Source organism: Streptomyces sp. NPDC005805, assembly GCF_040630445.1.
Lineage (GTDB): Bacteria > Actinomycetota > Actinomycetes > Streptomycetales > Streptomycetaceae > Streptomyces.
Window position 1 is genome coordinate 24,538 of the sequence record NZ_JBEXXN010000042.1, and the last position, 21,665, is coordinate 46,202.

The following is a 21,665-nucleotide window of genomic DNA, read 5'->3' on the forward strand; positions in this document are numbered from 1 at the left end:
GGGTGTTGTCCGTACGGGTGGGGGTGCGGGGTGCTGGTGCTGTGTGAGTGCGGGTGCGGGTGCGGGTGCGGTGGTCGGCGGTGCGGTGCGGTGCGGCCGGGCCGGGGCGTTTCGGCCCCGGCCCGCCCCGGGTCAGGCCCCGGAGGCCGCCCCGCGCAGCGCCGCGTCCAGGACCGGGCCGATCCGGTCCAGGTGCTCGGGCGCCATCAGTTCGTCGTGCGAACAGTCCAGGACGTGCTCGGTGACGGCCCCGTCCACATACGCGGGCCACACCGCGAGCGGCGCGTCCTCGGCCGGGGTGCTCTTCGCGGCGGTGAAGAACAGCACGTCGCCCCGGTAGTGGCGGGTGGTGCTGCGGGACAGCAGCCGGACGCAGTGGACGTTGGTGTCGACGATCGCGTGCAGCAGTCCGTCGTCGAACCCGGCCAGCAGGCCGTGGCTGTCCCGGATCGCCGCGACGGCCTCCTCGCGGGAGACCTCGCCCGCCTCGGCACCGTCCCGAGCGGCCTCGCCGCCCAGCCCGGCCACCGAGAGCAGGAAGCCGCTCTCCTCGCGCTCCAGCCGCTCCCGCCAGTCCGGCGCGTCGATGTACGACCAGTCGTCCCGCTCCGGCGGGTAGGCGTCCAGCAGGGCAAGGAAGGCGACCTCCTCGCCGCGCTCCTGGAGGAGCGCGGCCAGGGTGTGCGCCACGGTCCCGCCGAAGGAGTACCCGGCGAAGTGGTACGGCCCCTCGGGCTGGACCGCGCGGATCTCCGCGAGGTAGCGCTCGCACAGCTCGGCCACGTCCGCCACCTCGGGCAGTTCGCCCGCGAGGCCCGGCGACTGGACGCCGTACACCGGCCGGTCCGGGTCGAGATGGCGCAGCAGGCCGGTGTACTGCCAGCTGAAGCCGGAGGCCGGGTGGAAGCAGAACAGCGGCTCCCGGCTGCCCCGTTCCCGCAGCGGCAGCAGCACCCGCAGCGCGTCCCGGCGGGAGTCCGTCCCGATCCTGGCCGCCACGTCCGCCACCGTCGGCGCCGACATGACCGTGCCCACCTGGACCGGCACGCCCAGCTCGTCCCGGATACGGCCCACGAGCCGCATCGCGAGCAGCGAATGCCCGCCCAGCTCGAAGAAGTTGTCCTCCACACCGACCCGCTCCAGGCCCAGCACCTCCGCGAAGACACCGCACAGCAGCTCCTCGCGGGCGTCCTTCGGGGCCCGGCCGCCGCCCGCGTCCGCGAACTCCGGGGCGGGCAGAGCGGTCCGGTCGACCTTGCCGTTCACCGTCAGCGGCAGCGCGGGCAGTTCGACGAAGGCGGAGGGGACCATGAACTCGGGGAGGGTCTCGGAGAGCCGCGCCCGCAGGGCCGCCGCCTGGGCGTCGCCGTCCACCCGGACCGCGTCCGAGGCCGGCACGGTGTACGCGACCAGCCGCTTCACGCCGTTCGGGCCGGTGTGCACGACGACCGCGGCCGCGGCCACCTCGGGCGCGGCGGCGAGCGCCGACTCGATCTCGCCCAGCTCGATCCGGAAACCGCGGATCTTCACCTGGTGGTCGGCCCGGCCCAGATAGTCGATCTGGTCGTCCGTGCGCCAGCGCACCAGGTCACCGGTCCGGTACATCAGCGTGCCCGGCTCCCCGAACGGGTCGGCGACGAAACGCTCCGCCGTCAGCGCGGGCTGCGCGAAGTAGCCGCGGGCCAGGCCCGCCCCGGCGAGGTACAGCTCGCCCGGCACCCCGTGCGGCACCGGCCGCAGCGCGCTGTCCAGGACATAGGCGCGGGTGTTGTAGATCGGGCGGCCGACGCAGGAGGAGGCGCTGTCGCCGACGTCCGCGCCGAGCGCGTTGATCGTGTACTCGGTGGGCCCGTACAGGTTGTAGCCCATGGTCCCCTCGGTCTCCTCCAGCAGGGACCACAGGGAGTCGGGCACCGCCTCGCCGCCGAGAAGCACCAGCGCAGGACGGTGCCGGTCCGCGTCCAGCAGACCCGCGTCCACCAACTGCTGCCCGTAGGAGGGGGTGACGTTGACGACGTCGATGCCGACCCGGTCGTAGTGGGCGGTCAGCGCGGCCGGGTCCAGGCGCAGTTCCTCGCCGATGACGTGCACCTCGTGCCCGTCGACCAGCCAGAAGAACTCCTCCCAGGACATGTCGAAGGCGAAGGACACCGTGTGCGCCACCTTCATCCGGCGCCCGCCGGCCAGCTTCACCGCCGGTTCGAAGATCCGCTCCCGGTGGTTGAGCAGCATGTTCACCAGACCGGACCCGGGCACCACCACCCCCTTGGGGCGGCCGGTGGAACCGGAGGTGTAGATCAGGTACGCCGGGTGCCGCCCGTCGCGCGGAGCCGTCAGCTCCGACTCCGCGACCGCCCCGCCGGGCAGCGCGGCCAGTTCGGCGGCGGTGGCCGCCGCGTCCAGCACCAGCGGCGGGACGTCCGCGACCTCCGGCACCCGCCCGGCCACCGCCGAGGAGGTGACCAGGCAGAGCGGGCCCGCGTCCTCGACCATCGCGGCCAGCCGGTCCACCGGGTGGTCCAGGTCCAGCGGCAGATAGGCGGCGCCGGTCTTCAGCACCGCGAAGAGCGAGACCACGAAGTCCGCCGACCGGGGCAGCCCGAGGGCGACCGTGCGCTCCGGGCCCGCGCCGCGCGCGATCAGCGCCCGGGCGAGCCGGTTGGCCCGCTCGTCCAGCTCGGCGTAGGTCAGCCGCTCGTCCTCGAAGACCAGCGCGGTGGCCTCCGGGGTGGCCGCCGCCTGCCGGGCGAACAGGTCCACCAGCGGGGTGTCCGGGATGCCGTGGCCCATGTCGTCGCCCACGGCGAGGAGTTCGGCGCGGTCGGCGGGGTGCAGGGTGTGCAGCCGGCCGACCGGGGTGGCGCCCCCGTCGGCGAACTGCTCCACCAGCAGCCGCAGCCGGCCCGCCAGCAGCTCCGCCGTCTCCCGGTCGTACAGGTCCGGCCGGTAGGCGAGGCTCAGCTCCAGGGAGCGTTCCGGGGTGACCGCCAGGGTCAGCGGGTAGTGGGTGCCGTCGACGCTGTGCGTCCAGCCGATCTGGTGCTGCTCGACGGCCTCCTCACGGGCCGCGTCGTCCAGCGGGGTGTTCCGGAAGACGTACAGGGTGTCGAAGAGCTGGCCGATGCCCGTGGTCTGCTGGATCCGGCCCAGGCCCAGGTAGTGGTGGGGCAGCAGCTCCGCGTGCTCGCGCTGCATCCGCACCAGCAGCTCCCGCAGCGGTTCCGCGGGACGGAGCGTGACCCGGAACGGCAGCGTGTTCATGAACATGCCGATCATCTGGTCCACGCCCGCGATGTCCGCCGGGCGGCCCGAGACCGTCGCGCCGAACACCACGTCGTCCCGCCCGGTCATCCCGGACAGCGACAGCGCCCACGCGGCCGACAGGACCGTGTTCAGGGTGACCCCGCAACCGCGCGCGAAGGCCCGCAGCCGGTCGCTGGTCTCCGCGCCCAGCGCGATGTCCACCACCTCGGCGGTCACCGGCTGCCGCGTCGGGTCGGCCGGGGCGACCAGGGTCGCCTGGTCCAGGCCCGAGAGGTGCTTCCGCCAGGCGGCGAGGGCCGCGTCCGCCTCCGTGGCCGCGAGCCAGCGCAGATACTCGCGGTACGGGGTGACCGGCGGCAGGCCCTCGGTCCGCCCGCCGCGCCCGTACAGCGCGAACAGCTCCTCGAAGAACAGCGACTCCGACCAGCCGTCGGTGAGGATGTGGTGCTGCGTCACACACAGCATCCACCGGTCCTCGGCGAACTTCAGCAGTGTCACCCGCATCAGCGGCGGCGCGGACAGGTCGAACCGGGTCTCCGCGTCCCGCAGGGAGAACTCCCGCTGCGCCTCGTCCTGCGCCGCCCGGTCCAGATGGGTCAGATCCCGCACCTCGAACGGCAGCTCCCACGCCTCGGGTACCACCTGCACCGGGCCCGGCAGGCCCTCGTGCCAGAACGCCGAGCGCAGGTTCGGGTGCCGGCGCAGCATCCCGTCGAACGCGGCCCGCAGCGCGGCCGTGTCCACGGCGTGCCGCAGTTCCACGAAGTTCTGCATCAGATACACGTCGAGCGCGCGGTCGTCGTACACCGCGTGGAAGTACAGGCCCTCCTGGAGCGGCGCCAGCGGCAGGACCTCCTCCGCACCCGGGAACACCCGCTCCAGCACGGCCCGTCCGGCCTCGTCCAGCTCCACCAGCGGCGCGTCCGACGCCGGGACCGTCCCCTGGGCCGCCTCCTCGGGGGTGCGGGCCACCGCCGCCAGACCGGCGACCGTGCGCTGCTCGAACACATCACGAGGGGTGAGGACCAGGCCCTCCTTGCGGGCCCGGGTCACCAGCTGGATGGAGACGATGCTGTCGCCGCCGAGGGCGAAGAAGTCGTCGTCCGCGCCCGCCGAGGCGAGCCCCAGTACCTCGGTGAACACCCGGGCCAGCGCCTCCTCCCGCGGCCCGCTCGGCGCCCGCGAGGACTCCCCCGCGCCGAGCACCGGCGCGGGCAGCGCCGAGCGGTCCAGCTTGCCGTTGACGTTGAACGGCAGCGCGTCCAGCACCACCACGGCGGCCGGGACCAGGTAGTCCGGCAGCGAGCGGGCCAGCTCCTCGCGGACCGCGACCGGGTCGGCGGTGCCCGTGACATAGCCGACCAGCCGCTTCACCCCGGGCACGTCCTCGCGCACCACCACGGCCGCCGAGACGACCCCGGCGACGGACGCGAGCGCGGACTCCACCTCGCCCGGCTCGATCCGGAAGCCCCGGATCTTCACCTGGTCGTCGGCGCGGCCCAGATACTCCAGCTCCCCGTCCGCGCGCAGCCGCGCCAGGTCGCCGGTCCGGTACATCCGGCTTCCGGCGAGCCCGTACGGGTCGGCGACGAAACGCTCCGCCGTCAGCGCCGGGCGGCCCAGATAGCCGCGCGCGGTGCCGTGGCCCGCGAGGTACAGCTCACCGGGGGTGCCGGCGGGCACCGGGCGCAGTGCCGCGTCCAGGACATAGGCGCGGGTGTTCCCGATCGGGCGGCCCACCACCGGGGAGGCGCTGTCCGCCAGATCCGCGCCCAGCGCGTCCACCGTGTACTCGGTCGGCCCGTACAGGTTCACCGACCTGACCCCGCTCGCGGCCCGCACCTCGGACCACAGGGCCTCCGGCACGGCCTCGCCGCCCAGCAGCAGCAGCGCCGGACGGTGCTCCGCCGCGTCCAGCAGGCCCCACTCCAGGAGCCGGCCGGCATAGGTGGGGGTGACGTCCATCGCGTCGATCCGGTGCCGGCGCACATAGCCGACCACGAACTCGGCGTCCCGGCGGCCCACTTCGTCCAGGACGTGCAGCTCATGGCCCGCGATCAGCCAGAACAGCTGCTCCCAGGAGGTGTCGAAGCTGAACGAGGCGGTGTGCAGCGCGCGCAGGGTCCGCCCGCCGGCCGCGTCCACGACCGGCCCGAACACCTCCGCCATGTGGTTGGCATACAGGTTGGACAGACCGCCGTGGGTGAGCACCACACCCTTCGGGCGGCCGGTGGAACCGGAGGTGTAGATGACATACGACGGGTGCCCGTCCACCGTCGCCGGGGAGGCGAACACGGCGGGCGCGGCGGCGAGTTCCGCGACCGTCTCCGGCGCGTCCAGCACCAGGCGCGGCGCGCCCGTCCCGGCGGCCGGCAGCAGGGCCCCGGCCTGCTCCGTGGTCACCACGCACACCGGCGCGGCGTCCTCGATCATCAGCCCCAGCCGGTCCGCCGGATAGTCCAGGTCCAGCGGCAGATACGCGCCCCCGGCCTTCAGCACCGCCAGGATCGCGACCACCGAATCGGCCGAACGCGGCACCGCCAGCGCCACCACCGACTCCGGTCCCACCCCGCGCGCCGCCAGCAGCCCCGCGAGCCGCGCCGCCCGCTCGTCCAGCTCGGCGAAGCTCAGCGACACCTCCCCGGCGACGACCGCTCTCGCCTCCGGGGTGCGGGCCGCCTGCTCGGCGAACCGGTCCGCGACCGTCCCCGCCGGCACGTCCCGCACCGCGCCCGACCAGCCCTCCCGGACCCGCGCCAGCTCGGCCGCCGGGAGCACGTCCAGCGCGCCCACCGCCGTGCCCGGGGCCTCGGCGATCCGGTCCAGCACATGCGCCAGCCGGTCCGCGACCAGGGCCGCCCGGCGCGCGTCGAACACGTCCGGCCGGTACTCGACCTGGAGGCGGGCGCGCTCGTCCAGCGCCACCGCCAGGGTCAGCGGGTAGTGCGTGGCGTCCTCGGCCTCGATGCCCGCCACCCGCAGCCCGTCACCGAGGGCCGGGCGGGCGTCCTCGTCCACCGGGTAGTTCTCGACGACCACCAGGGTGTCGAACAGCTCACCGCCGCCCGCCTGCTTCTGGATCAGCCGCAGCCCCAGGTGGTGGTGGGCCAGCAGCGCGTTCTGCTCGTCCCGGAACCGCCGCAGCAGCCCCTCCACGGTCTCCGCCGGGCGGATGGTGAGCCGGACGGGGACCGTGGTGATGAACAGGCCGAGCATCGACTCCACGCCCGGTATCTCGTCCGGCCGGCCCGACACCGTCAGCCCGAACACCACGTCCTGACGACCCGTCAGCGCGCCGACGGTCAGACCCCAGGCGCACTGGATCAGGGTGCTCGGCGTGGTGCCCAGGCGGCGCGCCGCCGCCGTCAGCCGCGCGGTCGCCGCCTCCGACAGGTCCAGGGCGTGCACCCCCGGCCGCACCGACGGCCGCGAGGGGTCCGGGGCGGCGACGAACGACGCCTCGTCCAGCCCGGCGAGCGCGGTCCGCCAGGCGGCCTCGGCCGCCGGGGTGTCCTGCTGCTTCAGCCACTTCAGATAGTCCCGGTACGGGCGCACGGCCGGCAGCCCGGAGGCGTCCCCGTCGCTCCCGTACAGCGCGAGCAGATCACCGACCAGCAGCGGCATCGACCAGCCGTCCACCAGGATGTGGTGCACGGTGATCACCAGCCGGTGGTCGTCCTCGCCGAGGCGGGCCAGCACCAGCCGGAGCAGCGGCGGCTTGTGCAGCTCGAACCGGCGCGCCAGCTCCGCCCGCCGCACCTCGCGCAGCGCCCCCTCACCCGCCGGGGCACCGGACAGGTCCACCCGCTCGACCGCGACCTTCACCTCCGCCGGCACGAACTGCACCGGCTGCGGCACCCCCTCGTGCCAGAACCCGGCCCGCAGATTCGGGTGGCGGCGCAGCAGCGCACCCGCCGCCCGCTCCAGCCGGTCCGCGTCCACCGCACCGGACAGCGCCACCGTCACCTGCACGGTGTAGACGTCGGCCGCCTCGCGGTCGTACACGGAATGGAACAGCATGCCCTGCTGCAAGGGGGACAGCGGAAGCATGTCCTCGATACGAGCCTGCGTCACTGCTGGGCCCTCCACATTTCTTCGAGCATGGTGATCTGGTCCTGGTCGAGATCGAGCAGGTCGAGGTCGGAGGGCGTGTGCCCGGCGGTCGTCCCGCCGTCCGCCCACGCGGTCAGGGCACCCAGGGCGGCCAGCCAGCCGTCCGCGATGCCGCTCACCGTGTCCTGGGACAGCGCCTCGCCCGCCCAGATGAAGGCCGCGGTCAACTCGGGCCCGTCCGGGCCGTTCTCGACCTCCGCGTTGATCTCCAGCGCGTGCGACAGGGGCATCCCCGGGTCGGGCCGCACCGCCAGCGCGTCGGACTCCGCCGCCGGACCCCACGCGGACGCGGTCCGCGCGGTCTGCCGGCCCAGGTAGTTCCACAGGATCTCCGGCCGCGCCGACCGGTCGAACAGACCGGCCGTGGCCGCGTTCGCGTACCGCAGCAGCCCCGCCCCGACACCGCCGTCCGGGACGCCCCGCAGCAGCTCCTTGACCTCCTTCAGCGCGGCGCCCGCGTCCTCCGACCCGGCCGCCACCGCCGCCGGGTCGTAGGCCCGCGCCCCCAGCTTCAGCGGATACACACTGGTCAGCCAGCCGACCGTACGGGTCAGGTCCGCGCCCGGGACGAGGTCCTGCTCCCGGCCGTGGCCCTCCAGATCCACCGTCAGCTCCGCCGCGGGACGGCCCGCCCGCGCGGCCCACTCGCCGACGGAGAGCGCCAGCGCGGTGAGCAGGGTGTCGTTGACGGTGCCGTGGAACGCCTGCGGCACGGCCGTCAGAAGGGGCCCGGTCCGCTCGGCGGAGAGCCGCACGGTCAGCCGGCGGGCCGTGGCCGCCGTGTCCCGCGCCGCGTCCAGCGGACGGTCCGTCAGCAGCCGTGCCCCCGGGACCGCGTCCAGCCAGCGGTCCAGCTCGGCCAGCCGGCGCGCGCTCTGCGCCTCCGCCAGCAGCCCGGCCGTCCACGTCCGCAGCGAGGTCGGCACCGGGTCCAGCTCGGGCGCCCGGCCCCCGGCGGCCGCCTCCCAGGCGGCCCGCAGATCGGGCAGCAGGATCTGCCAGGACACCTCGTCGACGACCAGATGGTGGGCCACCAGCAGCAGCCGGCCCGGCGCGCCGGGACCCGCGTCGAAGTGCACCGCGCGCACGGTCGCCCCGGACTCCGGGTCCAGTTCGCCCGCCGCCCGGTCCGACTCGGCGGCCACCAGCTCGCGCAGCGCCCCGTCCGCCGGCCCGGCGGCGTCCACGGTGCGCAGCACCGACGCGGCCGTGAGCGACCCGGCGGGCCGCACCTCCGCGCTCCACACGCCCGGCCGGGCCACGGTCAGCACCTGCCGCAGGCCGTCGTGCCGGTCCAGCACCGTCTGCAGGGCGGCGGCCAGGTCGTCCCGGCGCGCCCCGGCGGGCAGCAGCACCAGACGGGCCTGGCAGAACCGGCGGAACGGGCCACCGCGTGCGGCGAACCAGTGCGCCACGGGCGGCAGCACCAGCGGCCCGGTCGGGACCTCCGCCGCGCGGGGCGCCGCCGTCTTCGCCTCCGGGGCGGCGACGGAGGCCAGCCCGGCGGGCGTCGGGTGGGTGAACACCTGACGGGCCGTGATGGTGAGCCCGGCCTTGCGCGCCTGGCTGACCAGCCGGATCGACACGATGCTGTCGCCGCCCAGCTCGAAGAAGTTGTCCTCGGTGTCCACCTCGGGCAGACCCAGCACCTCCGCCATCAGCCCGGCCAGCACCTGGGCAGGGCTCGCCCCCGCCACCGGCTCCCGCCGCCCGCCAGCCGCACGGCTCGCCGGGGCGGGCGGTGCCGGGAGGGCGCGGCGGTCGAGCTTGCCGTTGGGGGAGAGGGGTACGGCGTGGAGGGGGACGAACACCGCCGGGATCATGTACTCGGGCAGGCGGGTGGCCGCGTGGGCGCGCAGGGCGTCCGCGTCCAGCTCCGTGCCCGGCGCCGGGACGGCGTAGGCGATCAGGCGCTGGAAGCCCGGCCGGTCCTCGTGGACCACGGCCACGGCCCGGCTGATGCCGGGGGCCGAGGCCAACACCGTTTCGATCTCGCCGAGTTCGATGCGCAGGCCGCGCAGTTTGACCTGGTGGTCGGTGCGGCCGAGGTAGTCGAGCCGGCCGTCGGCGCGCCAGCGGGCGAGGTCGCCCGTGCGGTACATCCGGGTGCCGGGCGGACCGTACGGGTTCGCGACGAAACGGTCCGCCGTGAGGTCGGGGCGGGCGAGGTAGCCGCGCGCCAACTGGTCACCGGCGAGGTACAGCTCACCGGGGACACCGACGGGCACCGGCCGCAGCCGCGCGTCGAGCACCTGCACCTGGGTGTTCCAGACGGGTGCGCCGATGGAGGCGGTCCCGCCGTCCGCCGTGTCGGGGGTGCAGGAGGCGGCGGTGACGTCGACGGCGGCCTCGGTGGGGCCGTACAGGTTCTCCAGGGCGACGGTCGCCCCGCGCGCCGAGGTGTGGAAGCGGGCGACGAGATCGCCCGGCAGCGCCTCGCCGCTGCACACCACCAGCCGCAGGGACGGGCAGGAGCCGATCTCCGTGTCGTCGAGGAAGGCGGCGAGCATGGAGGGCACGAAGTGGAGGACGGTGACGCCCTGTTCGCGGATCAGCTCCGCGAGGTACGCCGGGTCCTTGTGGCCCTCGGGCCGGGCCACGACCAGGGGAACGCCCTGGGCGAGGGGCCAGAACAGCTCCCAGACCGACACATCGAAGCTGGTCGGGGTCTTCTGGAGGACGCGGTCGGAGCCGGTGAGGTGGTAGGCGCCCTGCATCCAGAGCAGCCGGTTGACGATCGCCTCGTGGGAGACGAGGACACCCTTCGGCCGGCCGGTGGACCCGGAGGTGAAGAGGACGTACGCGGGGTGGGCGGGCAGCAGGGGCGCCACCCGGTCCGCGTCCGTCACCGGAGCCCCGGAGAGGCCGGACAGCTCCCCGGCCACGGCCGGGTCGTCCAGGACGATCCGCTCACCCGTGGCGTCCGAGGGCAGAGCACTTACCGACATGGTGTCGGTAAGTATTGCCGTGGGCGCCGCTGTCTCGGTCATATAGGCGATGCGGTCGGCGGGGAGGGTGAGGTCGAGCGGCAGATAGGCGCCGCCCGCGCGGACCACGGCGTGCAGAGCCACGAGGAGGTCGAACGAACGCGGGAGGGCGACGGTGACGATGCTCTCCGGTCCCACGCCCCGGTCGGTGAGGAGTCGGGCGAGGCGGTTGACGCGCTCCTCGAACGCGACACGTGACAGTTCCGTGCCCTCGAAGACCAGCGCGGGTGCGTCGGAACGCCGGGCCCCCTCCGCGACCAGGTCGGCGAGGTTCGCCGGGCCGTCCAGCGGGTGCGCGGTGTCGTTCCAGCCGTGCAGCACCAACTCCCGCTCCCGGGGCTCCATCACCTCGATCCCGGAGAGGCGCAGTTCAGGCGCCTCGGCCACGGCTTCCAGCAGCCGGACCAGACGGTCCGTCAGACGCTCCGCGCCCGCTCGCTCGAACAGGTCCGTCGCATACCGCAGCCCGCCGCTGATCCGGCCGTCCGCCTCCGAACCGCCGAAGGCGAACTCCAGGTCGACCTTGGACCCGCCGATCTCCACGACCAGTTCCTCGGCCGGGACACCGCACAGCTCGGTGACCTCGGTGGTGACCGAGTGGTACGTCACCATCGACTGGAACAGCGGGTTCCGGGCCTGGGAGCGGGTCTGTCCGACGGCCTCGGCCACCGCCTCCAGCGGCAGATCGGCGTGCGAGAACGCCGCCAGATCCGTGTCCCGGACCCGGCCGACCAGCTCGGTGAAGCTCGGGTCGCCGGAGAGATCGGCGCGCAGCACCAGGGTGTTGAGGAAGAACCCGACCAGGTCCGCGACCCGGTCGTCCTCGCGGCCCGTGGCCGGTGTGCCGAGGGGGATGTCGTTCCCGGCGCCGAGCCGGTGGAGCAGGGCGGCGACGGCGGCGTGCACCACCATGAACATGGTCGCCCCGGATTCCCGGGCGATCCGCGCCAGCCCCTCGCCCGTCGCTGTGCCCACCTCGAAGATCACCACATCGCCGCCACGCGTGGGCACGGCGGGGCGGGGCTTGTCGGTGGGGAGGGCGATCTCCTCGGGGAGGCCCGCGAGGGCTTCCCGCCAGTGGGCGGTCTGCCGGGCGGCGAGAGAGTCCGCCTCGGCCGGGTCGCCGAGGAGGTCGCGCTGCCAGAGGGCGAAGTCCGCGTACTGCACGGGCAGTTCCGCGAACTGCGGCTCTCGTCCGGCGATCCGGGCGCGGTAGGCGGTGTCCAGGTCGGCCAGGAGCGGCCCGGTGGACCACTCGTCGGTCGCGATGTGGTGCAGCAGAAGGACCAGGACATGGTGGTCCTCGGCCGCCGTCAGCAGCGTCACCTGTACCTGCGGCTCCGCCGCCAGGTCGAAGACATGCTCGCCCGCCGCGACCGCCTCGGCCTCCAGCCGCCCGGTGGACACCCGGCGCACGGCGAACGGCACCGCGACGGCCGCCGGGTCCAGCACCCGCTGGTACGGCTCCCCGTCGGCCTCCGCGAACACCGTGCGCAGCACCTCGTGCCGTGCCACCACGTCCGCGACGGCCGCGCGCAGCGCCTCCTCGTCCACCGCGCCCCGCAGCCGCACGGCGAGCGGCACGTTGTACGCCGTACCCGGACCCTGGACGCTGTCGATCAGCCACAGCCGGCGCTGTGCGTACGAGAGCGGCAGCCGCTCCGGACGCTCCGCCGCCCGCGCCAGGACCGGCCGGCCTGCGGCCGAACGGTCCGTCAGCCGGACCGCCAGCGCGGCGACCGTCCGCGCCTCGAACAGGTCGCGCACCGCGCACTCCACGCCCAGCGCGTCCCGCGCCCGGCTCACGGCACGTGCCACCAGCAGGGAGTGGCCGCCGAGCGCGAAGAAGTCGTCCTCGGCGCCCACCCGTTCGACGCCCAGCACCTCGGCGAAGATCCCGGCCAGGATCTCCTCCCGCGCGTTCTTCGGCGCCCGGTAGACACCCTCGGCCGTCTCGGCGGGGGGAGCGGGGAGGGCGCGGCGGTCGAGCTTGCCGTTGGGGGAGAGGGGTACGGCGTCGAGGGGGACGAACACCGCCGGGATCATGTACTCGGGCAGGCGGGTGGCGGCGTGCGCGCGCAGGGCGTCCGCGTCGAGGACGGCTCCCTGCGCGGAGACCGTGTAGGCCACCAGCCGCTGCACTCCGGGCACGTCCTCACGCACAAGGACGACGGCCCGGGTGATGCCGGGGGCCGAGGCCAGCACGGTTTCGATCTCGCCGAGTTCGATGCGCAGGCCGCGCAGTTTGACCTGGTGGTCGGTGCGGCCGAGGTAGTCGAGCCGGCCGTCGGCGCGCCAGCGGGCGAGGTCGCCCGTGCGGTACATCCGGGTGCCGGGCGGACCGTACGGGTCGGCGACGAAACGGTCCGCCGTCAGCGCACCGCGTCCCAGGTACCCCCGTGCGAGCTGCACACCCGCGAGATACAGCTCACCCGGCACACCCGGCGGCACCGGCCGCAGCGAGCCGTCCAGCACATAGGTCCGGGTGTTCCAGACGGGTGCGCCGATGGAGGCGGTCCCGTCGGAAGCGGTGTCGAGGGTGCAGGCGGCGGCGGTGACGTCGACGGCGGCCTCGGTGGGCCCGTACAGGTTCTCCAAGGCGACGGTCGCCCCGCCGGTTGACGTGTGGAAGCGGGCGACGAGATCGCCCGGCAGGGCCTCCCCGCTGCACACCACCAGCCGCAGCGACGGGCAGGACGCGACCGTCACCTCGTCCAGGAAGGCGGCGAGCATGGAGGGCACGAAGTGGAGGACGGTGACGCCCTGTTCACGGATCAGCTCCGCGAGGTACGCCGGGTCCTTGTGCCCCTCGGGCCGGGCCACGACGAGCGGCACGCCCTGCGCGAGGGGCCAGAACAGCTCCCACACCGACACATCGAAACTGGTCGGCGTCTTCTGCAGCACGCGGTCGGAATCGCCGAGCCGGTAGGCGTCCTGCATCCAGAGCAGCCGGTTGACGATCGCCTCGTGCGAGACCACCACACCCTTGGGCCGTCCCGTCGACCCGGAGGTGAAGAGGACGTACGCGGGGTGGGCGGGCAGCAGGGGCGCCACCCGGTCCGCGTCCGTGAACGCACCGGCCGGCAGCTCCGCCAGCTCCGCGACGACCTCGGGCGCGTCCAGCACCAGCGGCTCCACAGCGCCGCCGTCCGAGGGCAGCGCGCCCAGGGAGGCCAGATCGGTCAGCACACACACCGGGGCCGCCGTCGCGGTCATATAGGCGATGCGGTCGGCGGGGAGGGTGAGGTCGAGCGGCAGATACGCACCGCCTGCGCGGACCACCGCGTGCAGGGCGACCAACAGCTCGAACGAACGCGGGAGGGCGACGGCGACGATGCTCTCGGGCCCCACGCCCCGGTCGGTGAGGAGTCGGGCGAGGCGGTTGACGCGCTCCTCGAACACGACACGTGACAGTTCCGCGCCCTCGAAGACCAGCGCCGGCGCGTCCGAGACATCAGCCCCCTGCGCGACCAGGTCGGCGAGGTTCGCCGGGCCGTCGAGCGGACGCGCGGTGTCGTTCCAGCCCCGCAGCACCGACTCCCGCTCGGCCTCGTCCAGCAGATCCACCGAGGACAGCGGGGCGTCGGGCCGCTCCACCACCCTCTCCAGCAGCCGGACCAGACGGGCCGTCAGACGCTCCGCGCCCGCCCGCTCGAACAGGTCCGTCGCATACCGCACCCCGCAGGTCATGCCCGGGCGCGGGCCCGGAGTGCGGCGGAACAGGATCTCCAGGTCGAACTTGGCGGCCCCCGAGAGCGTCGCCAACTCCTCCGCCCGCGCCCCGAACAGCGTGCTCAGATCCGGACCGCCGCCCTCGTAGGCGACCATCGTCTGGAACAGCGGGTGCCGGGAGAGGGTCCGCTCGGGGTTGACGGCCTCCACCACCGCGTCGAACGGCAGATCGGCGTGGTCCAGCGCGGCCAGATCGCCGGTACGCACCCGGCCCAGCAGCTCGGTGAAGCTCGGGTCGCCGGAGAGATCGGTGCGCAGGACCAGGGTGTTGACGAAGAAGCCCACCAGCTCGTCGAGGGCGGTGTCCCCGCGCCCCGCGACCGGGCTGCCGAGGGGGATGTCGTCCCCGGCGCCGAGGCGGTGGAGCAGGGCGGCGACCGCCGCGTGCACCGTCATGAACATGGTCGCGCCGGACTCCGCCACCAGCCGGTCCAGGCCCGCCACCAGCTCCGCCGGCAGCTCGGCCACCACGGTGTCGCCCGTGTGCGACGGGACGGCGGGGCGGGGCTTGTCGGTGGGGAGGGCGATCTCCTCGGGCAGGCCCGCCAGGGCTTCCCGCCAGTGGGCGGTCTGCCGGGCGGCGAGGGAGTCCTCGTCCGCGCGGTCGCCCAGGAGATCACGCTGCCAGAGGGCGAAGTCCGCGTACTGCACGGGCAGTTCGGCGAACTGCGGCTCCCGCCCGGCGATCCGCGCCCGGTAGGCCGTGTCCAGGTCGGCGAGGAGCGGCCCGGTGGACCACTCGTCCGTCGCGATGTGGTGCAGGACGAGGACCAGGGCGTGGTCGTCGTCCGCCGCGCTCAGCAGGGTGACCCGCAGCGGTGGTTCGGCCGCCAGGTCGAACACCTCGCCCGCCGCCGACTCCACCGCCCGCTCCAGGTCCTCCCCGTCCGCGACCCGGCGCACCGCGAACGGCACCGCCACGGCCGTCGGGTCCAGGACCCGCTGGTACGGCTCCCCGTCGCTCTCCGCGAACACCGTGCGCAGCACCTCGTGCCGTGCCACCACGTCCGCGACGGCCGCGCGCAGGGCCTCCTCGTCCACCGCGCCCCGCAGCCGCAGGGCGCTCGGCAGGGTGTAGGTGGCGCTCGGGCCCTCCATCCGGTGCAGGAACCACAGGCGCTGCTGGGCGTACGAGAGCGGCAGCCGCTCCGGACGCTCCACGGCCCGGGTGAGGGCCGGGCGTTCGGCGGCCGTCCGCTCGGCGAGCCGGGCCGCCAGGGCCGCGACCGTCCGGGCCTCGAACACGTCCCGGACCGAGCAGGCCCCGCCGTCGGCGCGCACCCGGGCCACCACGCGGGTGGCCAGCAGGGAGTGGCCGCCGAGGGCGAAGAAGTCGTCCTCGGCGCCGACCCGCTCCAGGCCCAGCACCTCGCCGAAGACCTCCGCGAGCCGCTCCTCAGCCGCCCCGCGCGGCGCCCGCGAGGGCTCCGTGAGCGCGGTGGTGAGGGCGGGCGCGGGTAGCGCGGCCCGGTCCAGCTTGCCGTTGACGTTCGTCGGCAGGACGTCCAGCAGCACGACAGCCGCCGGGACCATGTACTCCGGCAGCTCGGCCGCCAGCGCCCGCCGCAGCTCCGCCTCGTCGGCGACCGCGCCCGCCGTGGCGCCCCCGGTCACCGCTGTGGCGTAGGCGACCAGACGCGGCACCCCCGGCACGTCCTCGCGGACGATCACCGCCGCCGAGGAGATGTCCGCACGGGCCGTCAGCGCCCGCTCGATCTCCCCGAGTTCCACCCGGAAGCCCCGGATCTTGACCTGATCGTCCGTCCGCCCCAGGAACTCCAGCAGCCCGTCCGTCCGCCACCGGGCGAGGTCGCCCGTGCGGTACATCCGGGTGCCGGGCGGGCCGTACGGGTCGGCGACGAAGCGTTCCGCCGTCAGCGCCGCCCGGCCCAGGTAGCCGCGCGCGTTCTGCTCGCCCGCGAGGTACAGCTCACCCGGCACACCCGGCGGGACCGGGCGCAGCGCGGCGTCCAGCACATGGGCGCGGGTGTTGTCCAGAGGCCGGCCGACGACCGGGGTCGCGCAGTCGGTCACCCGGGCGACCAGGGCGTCCACCGTGAACTCGGTCGGCCCGTAGTAGTTGACGGTCTCCACCCCGGGGACAGCGCGCAGCTCCGCCCACAGCGCGTCGGGCACCGCCTCGCCGCCCAGCAGGAACAGCGGCGGCTTCCACTCGCCCGCCAGCAGCCCGGCGTCCAGGAGCTGACGCCCGTAGGACGGGGTCACGTCCAGGGTGTCTATCCGGTGCTCGCGTACATACGCGACCACGGCGTCCGCGTCCCGGCGGGCGTACTCGTCCAGCAGGTGCAGCTCGTGCCCGGCGACCAGCCAGAGCAGCTGCTCCCAGGAGGAGTCGAAGGCGAAGGAGGCGGTGTGCAGGGCCCGCACCCGGCGGCCCAGACGCTCGGCGACCGGCGTGTACAGCTCCCGCTCGTGGTCCCGGAACAGATGGGTCAGACCGGCGTGGTGCAGGCCCACGCCCTTGGGGCGGCCGGTGGAACCGGAGGTGTAGATGACATAGGCCAGGTCGGCGGGGGAGGCCGGGGCGGGCGCGGGCAGCGCGCCGGCCGCCGCGATCCGGGCGGCGGTCGCCGGGTCGTCCAGCACCAGCCGTGCGGCGCCCGGCAGTTCGGGGACCGCCGGCTCGGTGGCCGTGGCCGTCACCACGCAGACCGGGGCCGCGTCGCGGAGCATGAACTCCAGGCGCTCGGCCGGGTGGTCCAGGTCCAGCGGCAGATACGCGCCCCCGGCCCGCAGCACCGCGAACGCGGCCGTCACCGAGTCCACCGACCGGGGCAGCGCCAGCGCCACCACCGTGTCCGGGCCGACGTCGTCCGCCGCTAGCACCCGGGCCAGGGCGTCCACCCGGGCGTCCAGCTCGGCGAAGCTCAGCCGCTCGGCGCCGAGGACGACGGCGGTCGCCTCCGGGGTGTCCGCCGCTCGCTCGGCGAGCAGGGCGTCGACGGTCCCGGCCGGCACCGGCCGGTCCGTGGCGTTCCACCGGTCCAGCAGCGCCCGCTCGGCCTCGTCCAGCAGCCCGAACTCCGAGAGCCGGCACTCCGGTTCCGCGACCGCCTGCGCCAGCAGCCGCAGCAGCCGGTCCGCGAGGGCCGCCGCCGTCTCCCGGTCGAACAGGTCGGAGGCGTAGAACACCTCCAGTTCCAGCCGGTCGGCGTCGGCGGTGTCGGAGAAGGTGATGTCCAGGTCGAACTTGGTGACGCCCGGGTCCACCCGGTCCACCGAGGCGTCCAGGCCGAAGAGCCGCCGCACGTCCTGGGTGACGGTGCTGTAGGCGACCATCGTCTGGAACAGGGGGTGCCGGGAGAGGGCCCGCTCGGGGTTGACCGCCTCCACCACCGCGTCGAACGGCAGATCGGCGTGGTCCAGGGCGGCCAGGTCGGTGGCCCGGACCCGGTGCAGCAGCTCGGTGAAGGCCGGGTCGCCGGAGAGATCGGTGCGCAGGACCAGGGTGTTGACGAAGAAGCCCACCAGCTCGTCGAGAGCGGTGTCCCCGCGTCCGGCGACGGGCGTGCCCAGCGGCAGGTCCTCGTCCGCGCCGAGGCGGTGCAGGAGCGCGGCGACGGCCGCGTGCACCACCATGAAGACGCTGGTGCCGCTCTCCCGGGCCAGCTTCCGCACCCCGGCGGCCAGTTCGGCGGGCACCTCCCGGTGCACCATGCCGCCCGCGTGGGTGGCGCGCGCCGGGCGCGGCCGGTCGGCGGGGAGCGCCGACTCCGCCGGCAGCCCGGCCAGGACCTCGCGCCAGTGCGCCGCCTGCCGCCCGGCCGTGGACTCCGCGTCCCGCGCCTCGCCCAGCAGCTCCCGCTGCCACAGCGCGAAGTCGGCGTACTGCACCGGCAGTCCGGTGAAGTCCGGTTCGCCGCCCGCCTGCCGGGCCGCGTACGCCGCCTCCAGATCGCGCAGGAACGGGCCCATGGACCACTCGTCGCTCGCGATGTGGTGCAGCAGCACCACCAGGGCGTGCGCCCCGCTGTCCGCGTCCCGCAGCACGGTCACCCGCACCGGCGGCTCGGCCGCCAGGTCGAAGAGGTGCCCGAGGGCGGCCTCCGCCTCCGCGTCGAACCGCTCCCGCGCCGCCTCCACGACCCGCAGCCGCACCAGCGGCCGGGCCTCCCCGGGCGTCAGCACCCGCTGGAACGGTTCGCCCGCCCGCTCGCCGAAGACCGTGCGCAGGGCCTCGTGCCGCGCGACGACATCGCCCAGGGCCGCGTCCAGCGCCCCGGTGTCGAGCGCGGCCTCGAAGCGGGCGACGAAGGGGATGTTGTAGGTGGCGCTCGGGCCCTCCATCTGGTGCAGGAACCACAGGCGCTGCTGCGCGTACGAGAGCGGCAGCCGCTCCGGGCGCACCGCGGCGGCGGTCAGCGCCGGCCGGCCCGCGGCCGTGCGCCCGGCCAGCCGCTCCGCGAGGGCGGCCGCCGTCCGTGCCTCGAACACGTCCCGGATACCGCACTCGGCGCCGAGCGCGGCGCGCACCCGGGCGATGACCCGGGCCGCCTGGAGGGAGTGCCCGCCGAGGGCGAAGAAGTCGTCCTCGGGGCCGACCGAGGCGAGCCCCAGCACATCGGCGAGGATGCCCGTCAGGATCTCCTCGCGCTCGTCGCGCGGGGCCCGGCCGCCCGCCGTGGTCAGACCGGACAGGTCCGGCGCGGGCAGCGACCGGCGGTCGATCTTGCCGTTGGCGGTGAGCGGGAAGGCGTCCAGGACCACGACCGCCGACGGCACCATGTACTCGGGCAGCCGCTCACCGGCGGCCGCGCGCAGCGCGGCCGGGTCGAGCGCCGCGCCGGCCGTGGCCGTCACATAGCCGACCAGGTGCTGCGAGCCGGGCACGTCCTCGCGGACGGTGACCACGGCGCGGGCGACGCCCTCCCGGGCGGTCAGCACGCTCTCGATCTCGCCGAGTTCGATGCGGAAGCCGCGCACCTTCACCTGGTCGTCGGTGCGGCCCAGGTAGTCGATCCGGCCGTCCGGCCGGCGGCGCACCAGGTCGCCGGTGCGGTACATCCGGGTGCCGGGCGGGCCGTACGGGTCGGCGACGAAGCGTTCCGCCGTGAGCGCGTGCCGGCCCAGGTAGCCGCGGGCGAGCTGGGCGCCCGCGAGGTACAGCTCACCGGGGCGTCCGGCGGGGGAGGGGCGCAGCGCGCTGTCGAGGACATAGGCGCGGGTGTTCCAGAACGGGGTGCCGATGTCCGGGGTGCCGGTGTGGTCCGGCGGCAGCACCACGGAGGTGGCCCAGACGGTGACCTCGGTCGGCCCGTAGACATTGGTGACCGAGGCGGCGGCGCGGGCGAGGCGTTCGGCCAGGGCGGCGGGCAGCGCCTCGCCGCCGACCAGGACCCGGGTGCCGCGCAGCACGCCGGGGATGCCGCCGTCCTCCAGCAGGGCGTGCCACAGTGAGGGGGTGGCCTGCATCACGGCCGGGCGGTGGGCCGCCACGAGGGCGGCGAGGGCGGCCGGGTCGCGCACGGTGTCCCGGTCGGCGAGGACCACGGTCGCGCCGCTGATCAGCGGGACGTACAGCTCCAGGGCGGCGATGTCGAAGGAGACCGTGGTGACGGCGACCAGGGTGTCCCCGGGCACCGGGGCCAGCTCATGGGCCTGCATCCGCAGGAAGTTGGCGAGGGCGGCGTGCGGGACGACGACGCCCTTGGGGCGGCCGGTGGAGCCCGAGGTGTGGATGACATAGGCGGGGTGGTCGCCGTGCGGCTCGGCGCGCAGTTCGGCGGCCTCCAGCGGGCCGGACGGCAGGTCCGCCAGCTCCGCGAGGGTGTCCGGGGCGTCCAGGACCAGGGTCTCGGTGCCGGGCACATCGGGGGCGGCGGGTGCGGCGGCCAGGGTGGTGAGGGTGCACACCGGGCGGGCGTCGCGGACCATGAACTCCAGCCGGTCGGCCGGGTAGTCGAGGTCCAGCGGCAGATAGGCGCCGCCCGCCTTCAGGACGGCGAGCAGGGCGACCAGCAGGTCCGCGGAGCGCGGCAGGGCGATCCCGGCGAAGGTCTCGGGGCCCACCCCGCGGCGCACCAGCAGCCGCGCCAGCCGGTTGGCGCGCGCGTCCAGCTCGGCGTAGGTCAGACCGGCGCCCTGGGCGACGACGGCGGGCAGCTCGCCGTGCGCGCGGACCGCGTCGGCGAAGGCGTCGACGACGGAACCGGCGGGCACGGTACGGGCGGTGCCGTTGACGCCGTCGGTGAGGGCGCGCAGGGCGTCCGCGTCCAGCAGGTCGGGCCGGGCGACGGGGGCCTGCGGTCCGGCGGCGGCCGCGCCGTCGAGGAAGCGGGCGAACTCGGCGCAGCGGGCGGCGAGGGCGCCGCTGTCGTAGGCGCGCGGGTTGCCGTCGAACTCGAAGCGGATCCGGCCGTCCCGGGCGTCGTGGTACAGGCCGAGGGTGATGTCGTCGACCGGGCCGGCGGCCACGTTGTGCACCGCGCCGGGCGTGCCCGCGAAGTCGAGGGCGTTGTCGAAGGCCTTGACGTTCACCATGGGGCCCAGCAGGCCCTGGTCGCGGCCGACGAGGCCCAGGTCGCGCCGGATGTCCTCGGCGCGGTAGCGCTGGTGGCGTCTCAGGTCGCGGATCCGGCCGGCCACGTCCGAGGTCAGCTCCGCCAGGGTCGCGTCCGGGCGCACCCCGACCCGCAGCGGCAGCACGTTGACCACCATCGCGGGCACCCGCAGGGACGCCGAGCCGAGGCGGGCCATCGCGGGCAGGGAGAGCAGCACGTCCCGCCCGCCGGTCGAGCGGTGCAGGAAGGCGGCGAACGCGGCGGTGACGGCGTCGGCCCAACTGGCGCGCGCGGCACGGGCGACGGCCAGCAGCCCGTCCGTGGTCTCCCGGGACAGGGTGACGCCCTCCCGCAGGAAGGCGGGCGAGGCGGGGAACGACGCCCCGGCCAGCGGCTCCGGCTCCGGCCGGTCCGCGAGCAGGCCCAGCCAGTGGTCCCGGTCCGCCGCCCACCGCTCGGAGCCCCGGTACTCCCGCTCCTCGTCGACGACGGCCGCCAGCGGCCCGAACGGCGAGTCCCCGGGCTCCTCGCCGCGCGCGAGGGCCGTGTACACCTCGGCGACCCGGCGCGAGACCAGGGAGAAGCCGTACGCGTCCAGCGCGATGTGGTGGGCCCGCTGGTACCAGAGCACCCGCTCCGGACCCACCCGGTGGAGGGCGAACGCGAAGAGCGGGTCCCGGGCCGGGTCGGTGGCCCGGTCCATGTCGGCGCGCATCCGCGCCAGGGCGGCCGCCTCGGGGTCGGCCGCGCCCGTGTGGTCCACGACCTCCAGCACCGGGCCGGTCCAGGGGCCCTCGGCGGGCGTCTGCCACGGCTCGCCGTCCGCGTCCTCCGCGAAGGTGACGGTGAGCGCCTCGCACTCGCCGACCGTGCGGCGCACGGCCGCCTCGAAGAGCGCGGGGTCCACGGCCGCGTCGATCGCGACGTACTGGCCGACGTTGTAGACCGGGGAGTCGGGCGTCAGCCGCTGGCCGTACCAGACACCGGTCTGGGCCCCGGTCAGAGGGAGACGCCGCACAGCACGATCGGTCATGGGATGTTGCTCCAG

The 21,665-nt window shown here is 75.1% G+C and carries 2 protein-coding genes; both read right to left on the reverse strand.

What is annotated here, in order from left to right; translation table 11 throughout:
- Positions 1–132: 132 nt before the first annotated feature.
- Positions 133–7,338: an amino acid adenylation domain-containing protein gene (locus ABZ457_RS21830; protein ID WP_359159638.1), complete on the reverse strand. Its 7,206-nt coding sequence runs from the start codon at positions 7,336–7,338 to the stop codon at positions 133–135.
- Positions 7,335–21,650: an amino acid adenylation domain-containing protein gene (locus ABZ457_RS21835; protein ID WP_359159640.1), complete on the reverse strand. Its 14,316-nt coding sequence runs from the start codon at positions 21,648–21,650 to the stop codon at positions 7,335–7,337. Before ABZ457_RS21835 ends, ABZ457_RS21830 begins: the two co-directional genes overlap by 4 nt.
- Between the last annotated feature and the right edge of the window lie 15 nt (positions 21,651–21,665).

What these genes read in the sequence shown, in the direction of transcription:
- ABZ457_RS21835 (WP_359159640.1), bottom strand. Translation starts at nt 21,650, where the DNA reads ATGACCGATCGTGCTGTGCGGCGTCTCCCTCTGACCGGGGCCCAGACC.